The organism is Marinobacter excellens LAMA 842, from assembly GCF_001574445.1.
GTDB classification, from domain to species: domain Bacteria; phylum Pseudomonadota; class Gammaproteobacteria; order Pseudomonadales; family Oleiphilaceae; genus Marinobacter; species Marinobacter shengliensis.
This window is the reverse complement of record NZ_LOCO01000015.1, coordinates 45327-64454: the sequence shown is the minus strand read 5'-3', so window position 1 is coordinate 64454 and position 19128 is coordinate 45327. Positions and strand designations below refer to the sequence as shown.

The window sequence follows — 19128 nt, the reverse complement described above, 5'->3', positions numbered from 1 at the left end:
ACGGTGGATGCTATGGATGGAACGGTGCGGATTCGCGCCTTCAATCCTTTCGACTATGGCGAAGGTTATCGATGATGGATTCCAGCGCCCGGTCAAAAATCAGGCCGTCGTCCAGAAGCGTAATAACGCCGTCCTGCAGCGCCACCGCCAGATCATCCCGATGGTACTCTGCCACCTTGGCGCCGCTGCGATTGACAAAAATGTACTTGCCGGTTGCCTTTATGAAGGCCGCCAGTTTGCAGCGAACACGGGTATCATCGCGCACCATCTCGATCCACGAGCCAACCCTGAGCTGATCTGCCCGGGCCAACCATTCCGCCGCAACAACCGAGGCAGACGGCGCTTCTTCAGCAGCCACCGGCGCTTCCGTTGCCGGCTGCGCGTCACTTTGAACGCTCTCCGCCACGACCGGTTCGGTTTCAGATTGCGCGATTTCCTCTGGGGCACCGGCATCCACCTGAGGTTCCGGTGGCGCCAGCATTTGCTCCGGCTGATCCAGCTCCTCTTCGGCCAGGGCAGGGTCTTCCGGCGCCTTCTCGACATCACTGACCGGAGCTGTTACCAGTTTCTGGAAAACATCAACATGAGCCAATTCCAGGTCACGAATGGCAGCGTCGGTTGAGAACGGGTCCCAGGAAATTTCCTGCAAAGCACTGCGAAGGTCCTCGACCACCTCCGGTATTGCTCGAAGCAGCTCAGAGCGGGTTTCATCCGATACCGGCCTTGGGTCCACACTCCAGATCAGTCGCTCGGTTACCGCGCAGGCGGATTGCCACTGCTCGCTTTCTTCGCCCTGACGCAGTACCACCCATTGCAGGTAACGAGTCCAGGGCTCGCTGAGAATCTGCATCACCGCAGCTGGTATTTCACGGCCGGCTGTTTCTTCCTGAATGAGGTTGATGGCCGCCTGGCTTGCACGTTCCTGGCGAGCCCGACCTTCCTCAGCGTCCCGAAGACGCTGCTCAACCAGCTCACGACGGCGCCGGTCCAGATCCATAAAGTGCCCGAAATCCTTGAGCAACTCCTCGAACAATTCGACATTGTCGGTGAACTCATTCAGGACACGATCAACCACTTCTTCAATTTTTTCCCGGAGCGGGTCCCGCATGCCCTGGCGCTTTTCGGACCAGCCAATGGCCGACAGTGCGAGTTCATTCAACAATTTGCGAACCGGATGACCGCCACGATTGAAGAAATTACGATCGCTCAGGGCAACCTTCAGGACCGGAATCTGCAAGCGCCCGATCAGCGCCTTCATCACCGGATGTAATTGCCGATCTTCCAGTATGAAATCAAACAGCATCGAGACGAGATTGACGACATCGCCGTCCACCTGGCCCAAAGTAGCTTTCTTGCCGCCCGGCTCCTGCAGGACCGAGACAATCTGCTGGCGCAATGGCACCACTTCTGCCCCGGATACCTGGGTGAGAGAACCTTGCAGATCACTGAGCCGGGCCATCAACCCGCCAGTATCGAGTGTCACGCCACCCGCGGGCAGGCCGCCCGCGGCGGACGATGTCTCTCCCTGATGCAGCAGCGCACTCAATTCCGAAAACGTGGGGAAACTGGCAGCACCACTCGCCCCGTGCTCGGCACCTGCCTGCCCTGGCGACAAAGCCGGGGCTCCAGCCTGTGGCACCGGCCTCTTCGGCTGGGGCGACGAACCGCCGACAGGTGCCCGGCGCATATCTGGCAACACGCCTTCGGCTACCAGGGTTTTATTGGCCTGGTCATACAGGGCTGCAAGCTTATCCACCAGCAGGCGCTCAAAAAGCTTGAGTACAACCAGCTTGGCACGAATATCGATATCCAGGTCAGAACAGGCCTCGGCAATTCCGCCACAGATAACCTCGGGGCTCAGGGGCATCTGATCATCAGACATCTGAATCTCGGGCATCAGGTGGCGCACGCGAGCGGCCAGCATCCGGACCGGCTCCTGGTAACGATTGCGCAGCTTGGTCACCAGGTTATCAATGGCGACCTGTTGCTCGAGTTCGGAGTGATCCAAAAGGCTCAGAGAATCCTGATCGACTTCCTCAAGGGCAGAACCGGAGTGCGAGGGTTTGAAGCGCCCAAAGTCATTGAAGGCCTGGCTGACATACTGAAGCATCGAGACCGCCATGGATTTGCGGCGCAGTCTGAGCTCCCGCATGGCATCGAAATACGCTGTCTGGTCCTGATTAGAGCCAGCCCGATCCGCAAGGGCGAACAGGCTGTCGTCTGCCTGCTCGAAGAAAGACCCCAGCACAGATTTCAGAGACTGACCGGATGCGTCACGTAACCGTATAAGAGCAGGCGGAAGCGAAAACCGGCCCACCGGTTTCTGGCCGGATAAATGGACAACCTTGTTATCGTGCGCCATGGAGATGCTCCGGTGTTGATCGGCAATATCGCTGGGAATTTCTATTAATGACATGATACGGCCGATCATCGTCACCTTGTGTCAGAATTTGTCACCTTTTGTGTAACAACGACCTGCGTCACATTTTAGCAGTTATTGGCCAGGGCATTTTGCGAAACGGCAGGCTGGCAGTAGAATTGCCGGGCTCGCAGATTTCAACTCATCCAGACCGCCGGAAACCCGACATGATTGCCCCTGAACTGCTCCGCCAGGCCCGAATTGAATCCGTTGCCCAAAGCCTTCGCGAGGACATTGGTGACGGCGACATTACCGCCATGCTGATTCCGGCGGACAAAACCGCAACCGGCCGGGTGATCACTCGCGAACCGGCACGCCTGTCAGGACGAGCCTGGGTTGAGGAGGTATTCCGCCAGGTAGACCCCGCCATGGAACTGACCTGGTTCTTCAAGGACGGCGATGATCTGGCGGCCGATGACGTTATCTTCCGGATGGCTGGCCCGGCCCGATCACTCCTGACCGCAGAGCGAGCCGCCCTTAACTGGCTGCAAACACTGTCTGGCGTTGCCACCACCTGCGCAGCCTACGCGGCGAAGGTCGCCCATACCGGTGTGCGATTACTGGATACCCGGAAAACCCTGCCAGGAATGCGCCTGGCGCAAAAATACGCGGTCACCTGCGGTGATTGCCACAATCATCGCCTGGGTCTGTGGGATGCCTTTCTGATCAAGGAAAACCACATTGCCGCATGCGGCTCGATTGCCAACGCCATCAGTGAAGCCCGGCGCATTGCACCGGGCCGCCCGGTGGAGGTAGAAACGGAATCGATGGACGAGCTGAATCAGGCCCTGAGCGCGGGCGCCGACATCATTATGCTGGATGAATTCTCGCTTGAGGACATGGTTGAAGCCGTGCGAATTACCGCCAGCAAGGCAAAACTGGAAGCTTCCGGCGGCATCAATGCCCAGACACTGGTACCGGTGGCGGAAACCGGGGTGGATTACATCTCCATCGGCGCCCTGACCAAAGACGTCAGAGCGATCGACCTCTCCATGCGGCTGGACTGATTCCACCGCCTGGCGTCGAACTCAACGACCAGACAACAACCGGTCTATCTCTTCCAGCGCCTGAACAAGGCGCTGGCCTGACTGCGCCCGCCCCCGGAAATGCTCTTCCGCCATGGGCGCAATGCCAGATACCGAGGGTAACGGTTGCCCCGCCTCCACCAGCGCTTTCATTTTCTGCAAGAAGACAAACTGCAGCCACTGGGTGAACTCCATAGTGTCGAGACAGAACGGCTGGGTGCTCCGGAACGCATGCTCCGGTGGTGGGCTCGCCTCCCAGACGTCCATCCGCCGGAGCTCAATCTCGATTCTCAGCAGGCTGTCGGTTACCTGGTCCACTCGATTACTCATGGTCACCCGATCAGTCGGCCAAGGGCTCAAGTTCAACCGACTCACCATGCAATACCCGGTACAGGTCTTCAAACTGGCGGGTCAATGCGTGCTTGGGTGCCATATGAATCAGCGGCTGCCGGCTTTGATGGGATTCTTTCATTTTCACCGAGCTGGATAGCCGCACCGGCAACACTGGCAACCCCTCCTCCGTGAGTTCTTTCACCAACTGTTTGGGCAGGCTGGCACGCGGCTGGAACTGGTTGGCAATGATACCCTCCACCACCAGCTCCTGATTATGATCTTCCTGCAGCTCTTTGATTTCATGAAGAATGTTGTACAACGCCTGGCGTGAGAAATCATCACAGTCGAAAGGAATCAAACACCGCTGAGCCGCAATCAAGGCCGAGCGGGTGTAGAAATTCAGGGCGGGCGCGGTATCGATGTAGATCTCATCGAAAGAATCGCTGAGCTTTTTCAGAAATTCACGAAGCTTGTAGATCTTGTGCTTGGCTTCGAGTTTGCGCTCCAGGAAGTCCAGCTCCGGGCTGGACGGCAGAACAAACAGATTATTGAAAGATGAGGCATGCACAAACTCATCCGGGCGGCGGGTGAACATACTGAAGGCAACGGTCTGCTCCAGAAGATCCGCTGCGGTATCTTTCAGTTCAGATGCCGGCTTACCCAGCAGATAGTGTGTTGAGTTACCTTGCGGATCCAGATCCACCACCAGGGTGCGCTTGCCCCGGGCCGCGCTGATCGCCGCCAGGTTACAGGTGATGCTGGACTTACCCACACCGCCTTTCTGATTGAATACAACCCGTCTCATGTCGTCTCTCCAATGGCCTTTATCGTTATAAATCCGTCACTACCATCCCATTACCGACTTCACAAACGGAATGGTCAATCTCCGCTGGGCCTGCAGGGAGTTCTCATCCAGTGTGTCCAGAATCCCAAGCAGTTGACCAAGGCGGCGCGGAGCCCGGCGCATGATAAATCCGGCCACATCATCGCTCATCACCAGACCACGCTGCTCGGCCCTGGCCATCAAAATTCTTGACCGGTCTTCATCCCGGTAAACACCAAGCTGAACCAGCAAGCCGTGTGCCAGCCGGGAACCAAGGTCAGCGAGACCGAACGGCAACGCCGCCGGCACCTCCGACAGGGTCACCATCAACAACCCCTGGCGGTCCAGAATCCGGTTGTACAGATGGAAAACGGCTTCCTCCCAGTGAGCATCACCCGCTATCAGGTCAAGATCATCCAGGCAGACCACGTCATGCCCTTCCAATCCCGCAAGCGCCTCAGGCCCAAACGGCATCAACTCACCGATACTGATGCACACAGCGCTCTGGCCCCGCTGCTCGGCAAAATGACAGACCGCTTGCAACAAATGGCTTTTGCCGGTGTCGGAGTCGCCGCAGATCACCACAACAGGTGCTCCGGCCGGCTGCGTGCAAACTGCCTCCAGCCGGAGCGCCGCATCTCGATTGCGATCGCCATGGAAGTTATCAAACCGGGCGTCGTCACGGAGCTTCACCCCGAGAACCATCTGTGACGTGGTCATGAGCGTTTGGCTCTCCAGGCGCGCGCACCCCAAATCAGAATGTAATGGCAGCCGCTGAATATGGCCGACAAGGCAACCAGCAATATGCCAACGTCCATTACCCAGGGCTGCATTGGCAGGTCTGCCATCAGAATGATAATCGCCAACGCCACGAGAATCTGAATAAAGGTATTGATCTTGCCCGGAATACTCGGCTCCATCTCAAAACGGCCAACACCATAGTGATACATCAATGCACCGCCGACAATGACCAGATCGCGGCCAAGCACCAGTGCGAAGAGCCAAAGCGGAATAATGCCGGTGATGGTCAGCATCAGGTAAGCGGTGATCAGCAATGCCTTATCAGCCAGCGGATCGGCAATGGCCCCAAGCCGGGAACGCCAGTTAAACTGCCGTGCCAGAAAGCCGTCCAAAGCATCAGTTGCGGCAGCAAGAAAGAAAATCAACAGCGACTGGCGATAATTCCCCTCCAGCAATGCCCACGCGAACGGAATAATGAGCAGTATCCGCAGGAATGTCAGGGCATTGGGAATCCATCGCCAACGCTGCAAAGTCACGCGCAGACCTCCGCCGTCGCCTAGCTGCCGCCACCACGGACAACCGGAGCCGGCTGCCAGCGATAGTAAAGCACCTGATACAGGGATTCGAACGCCTGCTCGGCATCCTGTTCGTCGCCGTCATCGAGCGGCTGGTAAACGAACATGGCACCCTCCGGGTACTGGTCGCCGGCCTCGCCCGGTTCCTCAGCACCGTTCGGTTCGGCAACTGGCGCTACTGCGGTCGCACTGCGCGGTGCCGGTACGGTTTCCTCTGGCTGCCCGTCCATGACCACAAAGCGGGGATCAAGCGCAATGTACTCTTTCAGCTGGTCCAGTTCCCCTGTGAAGGTCACCTGAACGGTCATACGCTCATTACGCACCCGGGAAGCACCAACAGACACCACTGGCGTAAAGCTGTTCAGTGCTTTTCCGACATTGCCGTAGTCCGCTAAGGAATTGACGCCCTCAAGCACGATATCCACTCGCGGCGCCTCACCTACCTCGCCGGCAGCAACCGCGTAGCGGCTGGCATAGGCATCGGCCCAGCGACCAACAGCACGCCGTGCCAGTTCTTCCGGGTCTGCCGCGGTCACCGATTGCTCCGAGGCATCCATGCTCATACCGTCGAATACCCAGCCTGCGCGCCATTGACCACCAGAGCGACTAATACGCATCAATGCCAGGGCATCATGAGACAGATCCGACGATGCCTCCTTTATACGGCCCACAAACTGGCCCCAGAGATCCGACAGCAGCGCCCGGTCTCCCTGGACACTCTGCGGCGGGAAGGCCAGGGGTAAGCCGCGCTCTTCCGCTGCCGCCAGGAACGCCCTGCGCCAATCAGCAACGGCGCTGTCACCCTGTTCGCCATCATCCGCTGCTGCAGTCAGCAGCTTGCGTTCACCGCGGTCTTCAATAGCAGCCCAAACCAGTGTGAGTGGTCGATTTGCGCCCCAGACCGGGGCATTAATCGAAGCCAGGGCCCGATTGACGCCAACCGCCCCGAAGCTCATCTGCAACCTGGACTCCCCACTCTCACGACGTACCTGGTAGGACAGCAGCAGGGATTCTGCATCTTTGAGCACATCGTCTATGCCCTCAAGTTGCAGTACGTCCCGCGTACCGGAAACCCTGACCATAACCCGCCGCAGACCCTCGGCATAACCTGCCTGAAGGTCATTCTGGCCGGTTCCGTCGACCGCTACCTCAATGTTATACAGTCCTGACACCGTGACTGCCGACGCAGTCCCGGCCAATAGCATTGACAATGCCCCGGCCATCACCAGCCACAGAGTCATTGCCCGGAAAGTCCGAACGTCATTTTTTTCCGTTCCAGTCATGTAACACCCTGCCGTTCCCATGATTGGCGCACAGGATACACCATCACCACAAACGAGAGTAGCAAGGCCCCGTTGCAGGTTGGCAATGATGTACCCTGAATATTTGCACGCATTGCCGAATTCCGGTTGGAGCGCCCGTGCGCACCTGTTAAAATCCGCCGCCTGACCCACAGGCCAACGGTTACATTTCCATGAGCGAACAGAAGCCTTCCCTCACCTATCGCGATGCCGGCGTTGATATCGACGCAGGTAACGATCTGGTCAACCGCATCAAGAACACGGCAGCCCGTACCCGCCGCCCCGAAGTCCTCGGCGGGCTTGGCGGCTTCGGCGCCATGGTGTCCATCCCGGCCGGTTACCGTGAACCTGTACTGGTCTCGGGCACCGACGGCGTTGGCACCAAACTGCGCCTGGCCATGCAACTCGAAAAGCACGACAGCATCGGCATTGATCTGGTCGCCATGTGCGTGAATGATTTGATCGTAGGCGGCGCAGAGCCCCTGTTTTTCCTGGATTATTACGCTACCGGCAAGCTGAACGTGGATATTGCCGCCCAGGTCGTGGACGGCATCGGCAAGGGCTGCGAGTTGTCCGGCTGTGCACTGGTGGGTGGCGAAACCGCCGAGATGCCGGGCATGTACGAAGGCGAAGACTATGACCTGGCCGGTTTCTGTGTGGGCATTGTAGAGCGTAGTGAAGTCATCGATGGCAGCCGCACCCAGCCGGGTGATGTGATGCTGGCCCTGGGCTCCTCCGGCCCGCATTCCAACGGCTACTCACTGATTCGCAAGATCATTGAAGTCAGCGGTGCCGACCTGAGCCAGCCCATGGGCGACAGCACCCTGGCTGACGCTCTGATGGCGCCCACCCGCATTTACGTGAAGAACATACTGCAACTGATTCGTGAAGTGGACGTGCGGGCCCTGTCTCACATCACCGGCGGCGGCCTGCCTGAGAATATCCCCAGAGTGCTGCCGGCTGGCACAGTTGCCGCCATCGACACCCAGAGCTGGGAACTGCCACCGGTATTCCAATGGCTGCAAAACTCCGGCGGTGTCGCCAGCGAGGAAATGTACCGCACCTTTAACTGCGGTATCGGCATGATTGTCTGCGTTCCTGCCGACCAGAAAGAGCTGGCCATGGATGCCCTGAATGCCATGGGCGAGAAAGTATGGCAGGTAGGCGTCATTGAAGCGGCCAGCTCAGCCGATGATGAGCCGAAAGTGCGCTACGCACCGGGACTACTCACAGCATGAAGGCTGATCCCGCGCCACTCCCGACCATCCTGGTACTGGCCTCCGGCAGCGGCACCAACCTGCAGGCGTTGATTGACGCCTCGCGGGACCGGGACTTCCCGGGCGACATTGTGGCCGTAGGCTGCAACAAACCCGGTGCCTTTGCCCTGGAACGGGCAGCCCAGGCGAATATCAAAACCTTTGTGATCAATCACAAGGACTATGGCAGCCGTGAGGAATTCGACGGCGCCCTAATGGCCGAGATCCGCCGCCACAACCCGGATCTGATTGTGCTGGCAGGCTTCATGCGGATTCTGACCGAAGACTTTGTTCGGGCCTTCCGCGGCAAGATGCTGAACATTCACCCGTCCCTGCTGCCAGCTTATACCGGCCTGAACACGCACCAGAGAGTACTGGAAGCTGGCGACAAAGTGCATGGCGTGTCCATCCACTTTGTGACGGAAGAACTGGACGGCGGGCCGGTGATTGCCCAGGCCGAGGTAGCCGTGCAGGAAAACGATACGCCTGACTCACTGGCGGAGCGGGTTCAGCAACAGGAGCACGTGCTATACCCGATCGTGGTTCGCTGGTTCTGTGAAGGCCGGATTCAACTGGCGAGTGACGGCGTGCTCTTTGATGGCGCCCCCCTGTCACAACCCATGCGCTTACCCGCCAGCTGAACAGATTGTCATCCCCCTCGGGCTTTTGAAAAGCTACACTGTCGCAAACACATACAGTGAAAGAGGCTCCGGATGAAGACACTCAGAGCGTCCTTGCGCATCGTTACCTGGCTGGCCGGACTCTGGTTCGGTTTGGCCTCGATAACGGTTGCCGCCGCCGATACTCAAGACACGACCCCAGCCCTCTTCCCCCACGAGGCCACCTACTCTGCGTCCATGTCAAAAGGCATCAGCCTCAGTGGCGCTGGCAAACGCAGCCTGACCGATCAGGGCAATAATGTGTGGCTGTATCGCACAGAGGTAAGGTCGTTTATTGCAGATATAGACGAATCGGTGGTCCTTCTCTGGGAAGATGACCGCGTGGTTCCGCTTCGCTACCGCTACAGCCTCAAAGGCCTGATGATTCGGAATCGGGAGCAGTCCATAGATTTCGACTGGCAGACAGGTATTGCAACAGGGAAATACCGGGGCAAATCCTTTGAACTGGAACTCAAGGACGGGGCGCTGGACCCACTGGGCTTCCAGCTGCAGATGCACCAGGATCTGAAAGCCGGTAAACGGGACCTGACCTACAACATCATTGATAAAGGCCGTTATAACGAGGATCGTTTTGCGGTTGTTGACGACGACAGCACCATCAACACCAATGGCCAGACAACGCAAACCCTGAAGGTGGAAAAGGTGCGAGGCGAGGATTCCAAGCGCCAGACGCTGATGTGGATAGATCCAAACCAGGGCCACCTGCTGCTCAGATTACTCCAGGTGGAGCCGGATGGCAGCGAATACGAGCTGAAGCTTAAAGACGCGACCATTCGGGACTGATTACCCGTCGGGCGGCTCCGGCCCTAGCGGCCGGATTCCGCCCAGACCACTTTGACCTCATCTGCGATAATCCTCAGCCCTTCTGCCACCTGCGCGTCGTCCTGAGAGTAGGTTACGCGCAGGCATTCGTGACGGTGGCGCCAGTCATCCTCCGGCAAGCCCGGGAAGAAATAGTGGCCAGACACCACCAGCACCCCTCTCTGCTTGAGCCGCTGATACAGTTCCAGGCTGGAAATCGGCAGATCCGGAAACCACAGCCACAGGAACATAGCGCCTTCTGGTTTGTGGATGTACCAGCGGCAACTGTCCTCACCCATGGCGTCACGAAACGCCTCCACAGCTCTTTCCATCTTGGCTTTATAGAACGGACAAACCACATCACGGCTCAGTGACAGGATCTCACCAGAGCGCACCAAAGGCTCGGCCAGCATGGCACCAAAACTTCCGGTCGCCAGGTTCATGATGGCGTTAATGCCAGACAACGCCTTGATAATCGGCTCCGCCGCAATCACGATACCCGTGCGAGCCGCCGGCAGACCCAGCTTGGACAAACTCAGGCACAGAATAATCTGCTCGTTCCAGGTGGGCTGGGCGTCCACAAACAGTAGGCTCGGGAAGGGTGTGCCGTAGGCGCCATCGACAATCAACGGAATATCGTGTTGTCGGGCCAACCCCTCCAGCCTCGCCAGCTCTTCATCAGTAATCACATTGCCGGTCGGGTTGGTGGGGCGGGATACGCAGATGGCGCCGGTTTCACCGGTCACTTCCACCGCATCAAAATCCACCCGATACTTGAACTCATGGGCGTCGGTGAAGGAAATGTCGGGCCTTACCGCCTGAAACAGACCGGGCTCGATACCAGCATCGGCATAGCCAATGTATTCCGGCGCCAGGGGCAGCAGGATGTGTTTACGGTGGCCATCGCCATAGTCGCCGCCAAACATGTTGAACAGCATGAAGAACGCCGCCTGGCTGCCATTGGTCAGGGCGATGTTCTCGGGCTTCAGCCCCCAGTTGTATTCCTTGTTCAGCAATTCCGCCAGCGAGGCGATAAATTGCTTCTCACCCTGGGGGGGATCATATATCCCGACCAGCCGGCGCATCTGCCCCTCATCTGCCGCGATACCCGCCAGAATTTCCTGCACCCGCTCCTGAATCTCGGGAATATGCCCGGGATTACCGCCTCCCATCATGATCATCCCTTCACCGGAGGCCATGGCGTTACCCAGGTCATCCATCAGGGAAGTGATACCGGCGTCGGCGGTGAACTTACGACCAAAAGCAGAGAGTTTCATGGCGCTGATCCGTTCTACAGGCAATTCAATAGGTAGCTGATAAGTGTAGCGTGAGCCGGAGCGGCTCAGCTATCGAGGGAAATACCGAGATTGCTGACGCCGTCGCTGGCGGCATCCGCCTTGAGTTCGGCGATAAAGTCTTCCAGTGGCGTGCGCTGGCGCTTGAGGGCCAGCACGGTGTCGCGTTGGAAGATTTTATCTTCCTTGAGCAGCGGATGCTGTTCAAACAGGCGCACCAACTGGTCTTCATCCAGCTCTTCACCCTCGGACATTTCAACGAAGTCCATTATGGTCCTGGTGGCCAGCTGGGATGCGTCGGTTGCGCGGTGTTTGTTGGGGTTCAGGCGGTTGAGCAGTGCCTGTTCCAGCAACTGGCAAAAGTCGAAGGCCGGGTAAACACCGTAAGCGTCGTAGTCGTCAACGTTGGGGCTCAGGCTCTCGAGCTTGGTGAGCAACTGGGGGATGGCCGCTTCGGTGGCCTCCTGCTGGAGTGTATCCCAGGCCAGGTCAAGCAGCTGGCGCATTTTGCCACCGCTTTTCATGCCAACGGCGTCAGCGAACAGGGCGTAGTTGGGGAAGGCCCGTTCGGCCAGGGCCAGCAGGAAGGCGCATTCGCGCCAGCCCTGCAGTTGTGAGACGGCTTTAAGAAACTGGTTGGCGTTCATGTCCTGGGCAGGGTCACGCCGGTCTGGCCAAGGTACTTGCCGCCCCGGTCTTTGTAGCTGGTTTCGCAGATTTCGTCGGATTCGAAGAACAGCATCTGGGCGACGCCTTCGTTGGCGTAGATTTTCGCTGGCAGGTTGGTGGTGTTGGAGAATTCCAGGGTTACCTGGCCTTCCCACTCTGGTTCCAGCGGGGTAACGTTGACGATGATGCCGCAGCGGGCGTAGGTGCTTTTGCCGAGGCAGATGGTGAGTACGCTTCTGGGGATGCGGAAGTATTCCACGGTGCGCGCCAGGGCGAAGCTGTTCGGCGGGATGATGCAGACGTCGCCGGTGTAGTTGACGAAGCTGTTTTCATCGAAGTTCTTTGGGTCTACGGTGGCGCTGTGGACGTTGGTGAAGATTTTGAATTCGTTGCTGCAGCGTACGTCGTAGCCGTAGCTTGAGGTGCCGTAGGAGATGACGCGGCCCTTTTCGCTTTCCCGAACTTGCCCGGCTTCGAAGGGTTCGATCATGCCGTGTTGTTCGGACATCCGGCGGATCCACTTATCGGACTTGATGCTCATGGTGAATTCTCGTTTCCAGCTGGGAAAAATTGGGGCGTAGTTTACCTTGTACCTTGGTGCCTGTCGAAGGTCTGGCGCTTGGACCTCCTAGCCTTCTTGGTTTGGAGCTTGGCAGGAGCAGGGATAGCTTTCCAAAAAACGCTACGAGCACATCCATGTGCGCTTCGCTCCGGCCATCCATGGCCTACGAGATTTTTGGAAAGCTATCCCTGCCCCTGCCGACAAAACTCTGGTGGAATCGCCGCCAACAGAGCAGCGCCACATACGAGGTATATTCTTACTCGCCTGACTAAAACTACCTATTGGCTTACTCGTTAGTGCTCGGTGACGGAAACACTGGAGATAGTGCCACCAAGGTTCCGCTCCCGGGTAGACAGCTCCGCCCCCACTCTTCTGGCGATATCCAGATAGCGCCGGGCCACTTCGGAATCCGGTTCAGCCGCGACGGTCGGGGCGCCGCTGTCGGTTTGTTCGCGGATGGTCATGTGCAGGGGGAGCTGACCCAGGAGGGTGGTTTCGTATTCTTCTGCGATGCGTTCGCCGCCGCCGTGGCCGAAGAGGGGTTCTTCATGGCCGCAGTTGGAGCAGATGTGCACGCTCATGTTTTCGACCACGCCCAACACCGGGATGTCGACTTTGCGGAACATTTCGATGCCTTTTTTTCCGTCCAGCAGGGCGATGTCCTGGGGGGTGGTGACTATGACGGCGCCGGTGACCGGGACTTTCTGGGCCAGGGTGAGCTGGATGTCGCCGGTGCCGGGGGGCATGTCGATGATGAGGTAGTCGAGTTCGTCCCAGAGGGTTTGCTGGAGCAGCTGCATGACGGCGCCGCTGACCATGGGGCCGCGCCAGACCATGGGGGTTTTGTCGGTGGTGACGAAGGCCATGGAGTTGGCTTGCAGGCCGTGGGCCTGCATGGGGACGAAGTATTTGTTTTCTCTGACATCCGGGCGCTTGCCTTCGGGCACGCCGAGCATCATGCCGATGCTGGGGCCGTAGATGTCGGCGTCGAGGATGCCAACCCGGGCGCCTTCGGCCTGCAGGGCCAAGGCGAGGTTGACGGCGGTGGTGGATTTGCCGACGCCGCCTTTGCCAGAGGCGACGGCGATGATGTTTTTTACGCCGGGTACGGCCGGGAGGTCTTTGTTGGTTTTGTAGCTGTGGATTTTCTGGGCTACGTGGACTTCGGCGCTTTCAACGCCATCCACAAATTCCAGGGCGTTGGCTACGATCTGTTTGAGGCCTCCAGCGATGCCTTTGGAGGGGTATGGCAGTTCCACCATCAGGGTGACCTTGCCGTTGTCGTCTGCGGCCAGGTTTTTCACGGCACCCAGCTCGTACAGGTCCTTGTTGAGATAGGGGTCTCGGTATTCTTTGACGGCAGTTTCTAGGGCCTGTTGGGAAATCTGGGTCATCGGGGTCTCCGGAATAAGCTCATAAGCTTGAATGCAGGTGAAAAATGATGGCTTGGAAGGTATCATCTGTGCCCGTTTCTGACCATATGGGGTCTTTACCTGGAACAATCAATTTCGATTGTCGCCGGAACCCCGTTTTTGTCTTTCCAACCCGACTCAACATAAGGTTCGGACATCACCATGACGCAAGCGAGCAAGCAACAGCGCGATATCCTGGTTACCAGCGCCCTGCCCTACGCCAACGGGCCCATTCATCTGGGGCACCTGCTGGAATACATTCAGACCGATATCTGGGTGCGCTATCAGAATATGCGTGGCCACAACTGCTACTACGTTTGCGCCGACGATGCCCATGGCACCGCCATCATGTTGCGGGCCGAGCGCGAGGGGATTACCCCGGAGCAACTGATTGACCGGATTCGCCAGGAGCATCAGGAAGACTTCGCCGGCTTCCATATCCGTTTCAACAACTACTATTCCACCCATTCGGAGGAGAACCAGTTTTTCTCCGAGTATATTTACCGCCAGATCCAGCAGAACGGGAATATCGCCACCCGCAATATCACCCAGTTCTATGATCCTGAAAAGCAGATGTTCCTGGCGGACCGTTTCATCAAGGGCACTTGCCCCAAGTGTAAGGCGGAAGATCAGTATGGCGATAACTGCGAAGCCTGCGGCGCCACCTACACCCCTGCCGAGTTGATCAATCCGCGCTCTGCGGTATCTGGTGCCACCCCGGTGGAAAAAGAATCCGAGCACTATTTCTTCAAGCTGCCGGAGTTCCACGATTTCCTGAGCAAGTGGACCCGCAGTGGTGCCCTGCAGCCGCAGGTGGCGAACAAGCTGGCCGAGTGGCTGGATGCGGGCCTTCAGGAGTGGGACATCAGCCGGGATGCGCCCTATTTCGGGTTCGAAATTCCGGACGCGCCCGGCAAGTATTTCTATGTCTGGCTGGACGCGCCTATCGGTTACCTGGCCAGCTTCAAGAACCTGTGTAACCGCGAGGGCATTGATTTCGAGCATTTCTGGAAGAAAGATTCCACCGCCGAGGTGTACCACTTCATCGGTAAGGACATCATCAATTTCCACGCCCTGTTCTGGCCGTCGATGCTCCACGATGCCGGCTTCCGCACGCCAACGGCGGTCTGGGCCCATGGCTTTGTCACGGTCAACGGCAAGAAGATGTCCAAGTCCCGCGGCACCTTCATTATGGCCCGCACCTATCTGGACCATCTGGACCCGGAATACCTGCGCTATTACTTCGCCGCCAAGCTGACTGGCGGTGTGGATGATATGGACCTGAACCTGGAAGACTTTGCTGCCCGGGTGAACTCGGATCTGGTGGGCAAGGTGGTGAACATCGCCAGCCGCAGCGCCGGGTTCATCACCAAGCGCTTCGACGGCAAGCTGGGCAAGGTCACCGAACAGGACAAGCTGAAAGAGTTTATCAACGCCGGTGAACAGATCGCCGAGTTCTACGAAACTCGCGAGTTCGGCCGAGCGATGCGCCGGATCATGGAGTTGGCCGACATTGCCAACCAGTACGTGAACGACGAGCAGCCGTGGGTGATCGCCAAGCAGGAAGGCCAGGATGACAAGCTACAGGCCATCTGCACCAACGCCATCAACATGTTCCGCCTGCTGATCACCTACCTGGCACCGGTACTGCCCAAGATGGCCCAGGCCTCCGAGTCGTTCCTGAATGACCGGCTGAACTGGAATCGCCGCCATGAACTTCTGGAAGATCATGGTATCGACAAGTTCAAGCCATTGATGAACCGGGTCGACATGGTTCAGATCGAGAAAATGCTGGATGCCTCGAAAGAAGAGCTGCCAGCGGCGCTGGGCGACACCAATAAACAACCGACCCCGGATCTGGAGCCGGTTGCCGATGAAATTGAGTTCCCGGATTTCGCCAAAGTGGATCTTCGCGTGGCAAAGATTGTCAAAGCCGAACATGTGGAAGGCGCAGACAAGCTTCTTCGCCTGACTCTTGATGTGGGGCATGGCGAGCGCAATGTGTTTGCTGGTATCAAGTCAGCTTACAAACCGGAAGATCTGGAAGGCCGTATGACCGTGATGGTGGCCAACCTGAAACCCCGGAAGATGAAGTTCGGCATGTCCGAAGGCATGGTCCTGGCGGCAGGCCCCGGGGGTAAAGAGATTTTCATTCTGTCGCCCGATTCCGGTGCCACGCCCGGCATGCGGGTCATGTAAGCAGCAACAGGCAGAGACACTCCGATGACAGAGTATTTGCTGATACTGGTCAGTACCATTCTGGTGAACAACTTCGTACTGGTGCAGTTCCTGGGGCTGTGTCCGTTCATGGGGGTTTCCGGCAAGCTGGAAACCGCCATGGGTATGTCCCTGGCCACCACGTTTGTGCTGACTCTTGCATCGGTGTGCAGTTACCTGGCTTACACCTATTTGCTGGAACCCCTTGATCTTGCGTTCCTGAGAACCATCACGTTTATCCTGGTGATTGCCGTGGTGGTTCAGTTCACCGAAATGGTGGTCCGCAAGACCAGTCCCCTGCTCTACCGCGTACTGGGCATTTTCCTGCCGCTGATCACTACCAATTGTGCGGTGCTTGGCGTGGCGCTGTTGAACATCAACAAGAACAACAACTTCGTTGAATCGGTTTTGTACGGCTTCGGCGCTGCTGCAGGCTTCTCGCTGGTGCTGGTGCTGTTTGCCGCCATGCGGGAGCGGATTGCCGTGTCGGATGTACCAGTGGCCTTCAGGGGGGCGTCTATCGGCTTGATCACTGCAGGCTTGATGGCGCTGGCATTCCTGGGTTTCACTGGCCTGGTTGCGGTCTGACGGAGCGGTTGATTTATGTGGACAAGTTTCCTGATTGCCGTTGTGGTACTGCTCGCCCTGGCCCTGGTGTTCGGCGGATTGCTGGGCTTTGCTTCGGAGCGTTTCAAGGTTGAAGGCAACCCCCTGGTCGAGCAGATAGATGCCCTGCTGCCTCAAACCCAATGCGGCCAATGCGGTTTCCCCGGCTGCCGCCCCTACGCCGAAGCCATTGCCAACGGTGATGCCATCAACAAATGCCCGCCAGGCGGTGAAACCACCATCAAGGCGCTGGCCGACCTGCTGGATGTGGAACCTCAGCCGCTGGACGCCGAACATGGTGTGGCTCAGGCCAAGCGGGTTGCGGTTATTCGCGAAGACGAATGCATTGGCTGCACCAAATGCATTCAGGCTTGCCCGGTGGACGCCATTCTTGGCTCCGCAAAACATATGCACACCGTTATTGAGAGCGAGTGCACAGGCTGTGACCTGTGTGTGGAGCCCTGCCCCGTGGACTGTATTGACATGGTCACCATTGAGCCAGACATCCGAAGCTGGACCTGGTCTCCTCCGGAACCAACCATTATTGCTACTGATCGCCAGGGAGCCCGTGCCTGATGACGCAACTATGGGATTTTTCCGGCGGCGTTCATCCGTCTGAAAACAAACACCAGTCCACCAGCCGCCCCATTCGCATGGCCGGCCTACCCGAGCGGCTGGTACTTCCGTTACAACAGCACATCGGTGAGCCGGCTGAAGTCATTGTTGAGGTTGGCGAGCGTGTACTCAAAGGCCAGAAGATTGCCGATGTCACCACTGGCATGGGCGTGCCGGTGCATGCGTCTACATCTGGCGTTATTGAAGCCATCGAACTGCGACCGGTTCCGCACCCTTCTGGTATGTCTGACTTGTGCGTGGTGCTGAAACCCGATGGTGAAGACCAGTGGTGCCAGCTTGAGCCCATCGGCGATTATCACAAACTGGACCGGGAGACGGTACTGGACTTGATCCGGGAAGCAGGCATTGCCGGTATGGGCGGCGCCGGCTTCCCTACCGACATCAAACTGCGCCCGCCCCGAGACCGAAAAGTCGAAACCCTGATCCTCAATGGCGCTGAATGCGAGCCCTACATCACCGCCGACGATATGACCATGCGCGAACGCGCCACAGAGGTTGTCAATGGCTTGAAAGTGATGGCCTGGATTCTTCGGCCGTCCCGCTGTGTGGTCGGTATCGAAGACAACAAGCCGGAGGCCATTGCCGCCATGCGGGAAGCGGTTCAGGGCACCCAGATTGAGATTGCAGTGATTCCCACCAAGTATCCGTCCGGTGGGGAAAAGCAGCTGGTCCAGATTCTGACCGGCCTGGAAGTGCCCAGCGGAGGCATTCCTGCCGATATCGGGGTAATGTGCCAGAACGTCGGTACCGCAATGGCGGTGTCCCGGGCTGTTTTCGAAGGTAAGCCTCTGATCTCTCGTATTGTCACCGTCACTGGCAAGGCCATTCGGGAGCCGGGCAACTTCGAGATACTGGTGGGCACTCCGGTCAGTTACCTGTTGGAAAGTGGCGGCCTGCAGGAGGGCCAGCTGAACCGACTGGTGCTTGGCGGGCCCATGATGGGGTACACCCTCACCACGGACACCATACCGCTGGTTAAAACATCCAACTGCATCATTGCCGCCACCGTTGACGAGTTGCCCGCACCACCACCGGAACAGCCGTGTATCCGCTGCAGCCAGTGTGCCGAGGCCTGCCCGATGGAACTGCTGCCCCAGCAGCTGTTCTGGTACTCGAAGGCCTCCGAATTCGAGAAAGCGGAACACCTGAACCTGTTTGATTGCATCGAGTGTGGCGCCTGCTCCTACGTTTGCCCAAGCTCCATTCCACTGGTTCAGTACTACCGCTACGCCAAGGATGAGATCCGCAAGCAGCGTGCAGAGCAGCTGAAATCCGACCACGCCCGCGAGCGCTTTGAAGCCCGCCAGGCCCGGTTGGAGCGGGAACAGCAGGAGAAAGAACTGCGGCGCAAGGAACGGGCAAAGGCGGCCGCCGAAGCCCAGGCCCAGAAACAGGCCGAAGCGGAACAATCGGTTGCCGAGGGTGAAGCCACCGATGAGCGGGCGGCAAAGGCAGCACTGGTGCAACAGGCCCTGGAACGCAAGAAAGCCAAGGCTGCCCAGGCAGCAGAACCGGCGCCCGCTGCTGTTGGGCAGCCGGACATCGAAACGCTGGAAAAACAGTTAATGCAGGCCGAAACCAAACTCAGCACCATGCAAGGGATGCTGGATGAAGCCCGTGCCCAGCAGGCCGACAACGTGGAGAAGCTGGAACGGGCTGTGGCCAAGAATCACGACCGGGTGGAACGGGCCCGCGAGGCCCTGGCCGAGGCCCGGGGCCAGATGGCCGCCAACACCTCGGATGCGTCCTCCGAGTAACCCACTGCAGGCTTATCGTT

Annotated in this window: 18 protein-coding genes; 8 read left to right on the top strand and 10 right to left on the bottom strand. The window is 58.2% G+C overall.

Translation table 11 applies throughout. From position 1 onward, the window contains the following. Positions 1-40: 40 nt before the first annotated feature. Complete coding sequence (locus J122_RS13080; protein ID WP_061332713.1) at positions 41-2362, bottom strand: DUF1631 domain-containing protein; 2322 nt, start codon at positions 2360-2362, stop codon at positions 41-43. Between the two features lie 224 nt (positions 2363-2586). Between J122_RS13080 and nadC the strand changes: the two genes are divergently transcribed. Next, complete coding sequence (nadC, locus tag J122_RS13075; protein WP_061332689.1) at positions 2587-3426, top strand: carboxylating nicotinate-nucleotide diphosphorylase; 840 nt, start codon at positions 2587-2589, stop codon at positions 3424-3426. 21 nt (positions 3427-3447) lie between these two features. On the opposite strand, the gene J122_RS13070 is transcribed toward nadC, so the two are convergent. From J122_RS13070 to J122_RS13050, 5 genes are read right to left on the bottom strand one after another with little or no spacing between them, the layout of a single operon-like run. Further along, complete coding sequence (locus tag J122_RS13070) at positions 3448-3774, bottom strand: YqcC family protein (RefSeq protein ID WP_061332688.1); 327 nt, start codon at positions 3772-3774, stop codon at positions 3448-3450. A 10-nt stretch (positions 3775-3784) separates the two neighbouring features. Further along, entirely contained in the window at positions 3785-4582 is a 798-nt protein-coding gene (locus J122_RS13065) for a ParA family protein (protein WP_061332687.1), read from the bottom strand. Positions 4583-4621: 39 nt separating this feature from the next. Then, on the bottom strand, positions 4622-5320 hold the full coding sequence (hda, locus tag J122_RS13060; RefSeq protein ID WP_061332686.1) for a DnaA regulatory inactivator Hda: 699 nt from the start codon (positions 5318-5320) through the stop codon (positions 4622-4624). Continuing rightward, entirely contained in the window at positions 5317-5877 is a 561-nt protein-coding gene (locus J122_RS13055) for a CDP-alcohol phosphatidyltransferase family protein (RefSeq protein WP_061332685.1), read from the bottom strand. The genes hda and J122_RS13055 overlap by 4 nt, the downstream gene beginning before the upstream one ends. A gap of 20 nt (positions 5878-5897) precedes the next feature. After that, on the bottom strand, positions 5898-7157 hold the full coding sequence (locus J122_RS13050) for a DUF2066 domain-containing protein (protein ID WP_061332684.1): 1260 nt from the start codon (positions 7155-7157) through the stop codon (positions 5898-5900). Between the two features lie 233 nt (positions 7158-7390). Here J122_RS13050 and purM point away from each other — a divergent pair, with 233 nt between their 5' ends. The 3 genes from purM to J122_RS13035 all read left to right on the top strand — a co-directional run bounded on the left by purM (position 7391) and on the right by J122_RS13035 (position 9936). After that, complete coding sequence (gene purM, locus J122_RS13045; RefSeq protein ID WP_061332683.1) at positions 7391-8455, top strand: phosphoribosylformylglycinamidine cyclo-ligase; 1065 nt, start codon at positions 7391-7393, stop codon at positions 8453-8455. Beyond that, on the top strand, positions 8452-9114 hold the full coding sequence (gene purN / locus J122_RS13040) for a phosphoribosylglycinamide formyltransferase (RefSeq protein ID WP_061332682.1): 663 nt from the start codon (positions 8452-8454) through the stop codon (positions 9112-9114). The genes purM and purN overlap by 4 nt, the downstream gene beginning before the upstream one ends. A 72-nt stretch (positions 9115-9186) precedes the next feature. Next, the gene (locus J122_RS13035; RefSeq protein ID WP_061332681.1) at positions 9187-9936 is read left to right on the top strand and encodes a DUF3108 domain-containing protein; all 750 of its coding nucleotides are present in this window, start codon (positions 9187-9189) and stop codon (positions 9934-9936) included. A gap of 23 nt (positions 9937-9959) precedes the next feature. Here J122_RS13035 and J122_RS13030 read toward each other — a convergent pair whose 3' ends face one another. The 4 genes from J122_RS13030 to apbC form a co-directional block, all read right to left on the bottom strand. Further along, positions 9960-11231 (bottom strand): valine--pyruvate transaminase, encoded by a 1272-nt coding sequence (locus J122_RS13030; RefSeq protein ID WP_061332680.1) that lies wholly within the window; start codon positions 11229-11231, stop codon positions 9960-9962. 65 nt (positions 11232-11296) lie between these two features. Beyond that, positions 11297-11896, bottom strand: a complete 600-nt coding sequence (locus J122_RS13025; protein ID WP_061332679.1) for a YjaG family protein — start codon at positions 11894-11896, stop codon at positions 11297-11299. Continuing rightward, positions 11893-12459, bottom strand: a complete 567-nt coding sequence (gene dcd / locus J122_RS13020; RefSeq protein ID WP_011784457.1) for a dCTP deaminase — start codon at positions 12457-12459, stop codon at positions 11893-11895. Before dcd ends, J122_RS13025 begins: the two co-directional genes overlap by 4 nt. Before the next feature lie 314 nt (positions 12460-12773). Continuing rightward, complete coding sequence (gene apbC, locus J122_RS13015; protein WP_061332678.1) at positions 12774-13874, bottom strand: iron-sulfur cluster carrier protein ApbC; 1101 nt, start codon at positions 13872-13874, stop codon at positions 12774-12776. A gap of 180 nt (positions 13875-14054) precedes the next feature. On the opposite strand from apbC, the gene metG reads away from it, so the two are divergent. Genes metG through rsxC form a run of 4 tightly spaced genes read left to right on the top strand, consistent with a single transcriptional unit; the run spans position 14055 to position 19108 of the window. Next, entirely contained in the window at positions 14055-16091 is a 2037-nt protein-coding gene (gene metG, locus J122_RS13010; RefSeq protein ID WP_061332677.1) for a methionine--tRNA ligase, read from the top strand. Between the two features lie 24 nt (positions 16092-16115). Then, a complete protein-coding gene (gene rsxA, locus J122_RS13005) occupies positions 16116-16697 on the top strand; it encodes an electron transport complex subunit RsxA (RefSeq protein WP_058090326.1) in 582 nt (193 codons plus the stop codon). Between the two features lie 15 nt (positions 16698-16712). Continuing rightward, complete coding sequence (gene rsxB / locus J122_RS13000; protein WP_061332676.1) at positions 16713-17291, top strand: electron transport complex subunit RsxB; 579 nt, start codon at positions 16713-16715, stop codon at positions 17289-17291. Further along, positions 17291-19108, top strand: a complete 1818-nt coding sequence (gene rsxC / locus J122_RS12995) for an electron transport complex subunit RsxC (protein ID WP_061332675.1) — start codon at positions 17291-17293, stop codon at positions 19106-19108. Before rsxB ends, rsxC begins: the two co-directional genes overlap by 1 nt. Positions 19109-19128 lie beyond the last annotated feature (20 nt).